The organism is Bacteroidota bacterium (assembly GCA_030706565.1).
Taxonomy (GTDB): domain Bacteria; phylum Bacteroidota; class Bacteroidia; order Bacteroidales; family JAUZOH01; genus JAUZOH01.
Window position 1 is genome coordinate 1 of record JAUZOH010000374.1, and the last position, 3,662, is coordinate 3,662.

Sequence of the window (3,662 nt, forward strand, 5' to 3'; positions counted from 1 at the left end):
CAAAAGGCTATTCCTTATACTTCTTATAACAATCCTAATACTGTTTCCGGATATCTGGAAGGAGCTACACAAACTTATCTCAATGAAAACCGTAACGATTCTCATGACATTACTTATCAGTTTTTGGCCAATTATGCCAAATCCTTTGGAAAACATAATTTGAATGCAATGGCAGGTTATGAATATTATTATAACTTCGCTGAGAATCTTGGGGCTTCAAGAGGGCAATATGCCTTGACAAACTATCCTTATTTGGACGATGGCCCTCTAATCTTAAGAGACAATAGCGGCAATGCTTATGAAAACGCTTACCGTTCCTATTTCGGCCGTATTATGTATAATTATAACAATAAGTATTATCTTCAGGGGAATGTCAGATATGACGGATCTTCAAGGTTTGATAAGAATTACCGCTGGGGGGCTTTCCCTTCTGTCTCCGCCGGTTATGTCCTTTCCGAAGAATCATTCATGAAAAATATACAGTTCCTTTCATTCTTGAAACTGCGGGGTTCATATGGAACACTGGGGAATGACCGTATAGGCAATTATCCCTATCAGGCAGCATTAAATTTCGAGTCAAATTCGCTTTTTTATCAGGGGAATACTGCTGTTTCTGCACAGGCTGCCGCACAATGGCAATATGCCATCAGAGACATCACCTGGGAGACAACCCAATCCTGGGACGGGGGCATAGATGCGAACTTTTTTAATAACCGCTTGCGTTTTACGGGAGATTATTATAAGAAAACAACAAGAGACATGTTGCTGGCTCTGGAAATTCCAGATTACATCGGATTTGACAATCCTAATCAGAATACCGGGAAAATGCATACCACAGGTTGGGAATTTGAACTCTCCTGGAATCATCAACTTGGAAAATTTGACTATGCCATATCTGTAAATTTATCTGATTTTAGGTCTGTGATGGGCGATTTGGGCGGAACTGAATTCATCGGCGATCAAATAAAGATACAAGGGAGTGAATTTAACGAGTGGTACGGATATAAATCCCTGGGATTATTCCAAACCCAGGACGAAGTGAATAATTCTCCCAAACTAAATTCCAATGTAAAACCCGGGGATGTCAAATATGCTGATATCAGCGGTCCTAATGGCGTTCCCGATGGAATCATATCTCCTGAATATGACAGAGTGTTGTTGGGTGGGTCAATGCCCCGATATATGTATGGGGGAAATATTCAGCTCGGGTATGGGAATTTCGATTTTTCCGTCGTTTGGCAAGGAGTTGGAAAGCAAAATTCGCAAATGACCACCAGTATGGTTGAACCTTTGTTGGAAAATTATGGTAATTTCCCCAAAATTCTGGATGGAAATTCGTGGAGTAAGTACAATACGGATGACCAAAACCTTCATGTTAAATACCCACGTTATTCCTATACTTCCGTAAGCAATAACTATGCAATGTCTGATTATTGGCTGTTTAAGGGGGCTTATTTCCGGGTTAAGAATGTTACCCTGGGATATAACATTCCCAAAAATCTCATCCAAAAGATAAAGCTTCAAAATGTGAAAATTTATACTACGGCGTCTGATTTTTTCACATATAGTCATTATCCCAAAGGTTGGGATCCGGAAATGTCATCCTTGTCCTATCCTATAACCACATCATTTATTTTAGGAGTCTCTGTTAAATTTTAAATCTAAGTTACTATGAACCATATATGCTTTTTTAAGAATAAAAATAAACGTATACACCTTTATGAACGTTGTGAAATATATTCGTATGGGAAAAATAAAGCGGCAAGTTATATCCAATCCATTGGGAATAACTTTATGCTGATGAAAATCAGCTTGTTGGTTTTAACGTTGGGCACTCTTGTTTTTTTCTCTTCCTGTGATACTTTAAACTTGAATCCGCTATCCTATGGATCATCCGATACCTGGAATTCAGATGCTTCAGAAATACAAATGTCATTAAATGGCCTTTATAAAGATGCTTTTTGGCCCACTGATTATGACGATTGGACCGATGATTGGATGTATAGAAATTCATTAAGTGACATCACGGGGGGGACAATTAATGGACAAACGGGTTTTGTCGTCACTTATTGGGACAATTGTTATAAGGCTATTGCCCGTGCAAATACCATACTTTCAAGTCTTAACAGGGCTTCAGGCAAGGTGTCTGCAGCACTTTTGGCTCAGTATAAAGCAGAGGCACTTTTTGTAAGGGCTTCACAATATTCAATTTTAATTTCCCATTTTGGCAATGTGGTGTATTATACAGGTACCTTAGATCTGGATGAATCCTTTAAATTGTCGCAAACGGATAAAGCCACCGTTTTAAAGTACATCTATCAGGATTACGATTCTGCTGCTGCAAATTTACCGGTTAGCTATAGCAGTACAGACCTGAAACACGCCACCAAAGGAGCAGCGTACGCAATGAAAGCCAGGATTGCCTTATATAATAGCGATTGGGCTGTAGCCAAGGAGGCTGCTCAAAAATGTATAGAACTGGGCGCTTATTCCCTGCATCCTGATTATGGTAATTTATTTTTGTCATCGACAAAAAATTCTGTAGAAACTATTTTTGGCCTTCCCCGTTCCATAACCTTGAAAGTAACCTGGGGCGATTGCCAAAATTTTATTACCAGAAATCCTGGCGGATGGGGTGCGAAGTGTCCTTCGTGGGATTTGTTTTGCTCCTATCTATGTACAGATGGCTTAACCATAGACAAGTCACCCTTATTTGATCCCCGCAATCCTTTTAAAAACAGGGATCCCCGGTGTGCTGCGACTATTGTCGAGTTCCAGACTCCGCATTTGGGATATATTTATCAGCCACATCCTGATTCTACTATGGTTTTGAAAATCTCAACCAATACTAAGGTGAGCAATAAGGATTGCAGGTCGGTCAATCAGTATGCATCTTATAATGGTCTGGTATGGAAAAAAGGAATAGATGGAGACTGGCTCCTGAATTCCTATCAGGTTGAACCCGATAAGATAATCATCCGGTATGCCGATGTATTGTTGATGTATGCTGAGGCCAAGATTGAACTGAATGAAATTGACCAGTCGGTTTTGGATGCTATCAATAAGGTCAGGGCCCGTGCTTACAAAGTTAATTATGCCCAAACTACATTGTATCCTGCTGTTACCTCGACTGATCGCGTTGAGTTGCGAAAAATTGTCCGTACTGAACGCCGTATGGAATTTGCACTGGAAGGGATTCGATACATGGATATCATCCGTTGGAAACTGGCAGAGAAAGTTCTTAATAAACCCAATTACGGGATGCTTGATCCTGCAGATTTAAGAACTAAAGTAATTAAACCGGGTTTGTGGTTTTTCCCTCAAACTCCTGCTGTTGACGATGACGGCGTGGCAGATTTTACGCCTATGTACAATGCAGGCCTGGTTAAAGTACTTTCTCTTCGCGATTTTGATGCCACCAAACAATATCTGTGGCCCATTCCATCAAAAGAGATATTGATTAATTCGAATTTGAAGCAGAATCCTAATTATTAATAGACTATAAAAAACATAGACCGGAAATGTTTCCCGGTCTATGTTTTTTGACACAAAAATCAACAGATACAAATAATTCATTTGAATGAAAAAAATAACAATCATTTTATCTCTCCTTGGACTTACACTCATGGGCAATGCCCAGTCTTCGAAAAAGATACGGGAAA

At 39.7% G+C, this 3,662-nt stretch carries 2 protein-coding genes; both read left to right on the top strand.

Translation table 11 applies throughout. From position 1 onward, the window contains the following. The coding region (locus tag Q8907_14280) for a SusC/RagA family TonB-linked outer membrane protein (GenBank protein MDP4275439.1) at positions 1 to 1,659 on the top strand (1,659 nt) is incomplete at its 5' end. Between the two features lie 141 nt (positions 1,660 to 1,800). After that, a complete protein-coding gene (locus Q8907_14285) occupies positions 1,801 to 3,495 on the top strand; it encodes a RagB/SusD family nutrient uptake outer membrane protein (GenBank protein MDP4275440.1) in 1,695 nt (564 codons plus the stop codon). The last annotated feature ends 167 nt before the right edge of the window (positions 3,496 to 3,662 follow it).

Bases quoted from the DNA above. Each gene is read 5' to 3' on its own strand.
- Q8907_14285 (MDP4275440.1), top strand. From the start codon at position 1,801: ATGAAAATCAGCTTGTTGGTTTTAACGTTGGGCACTCTTGTTTTTTTC.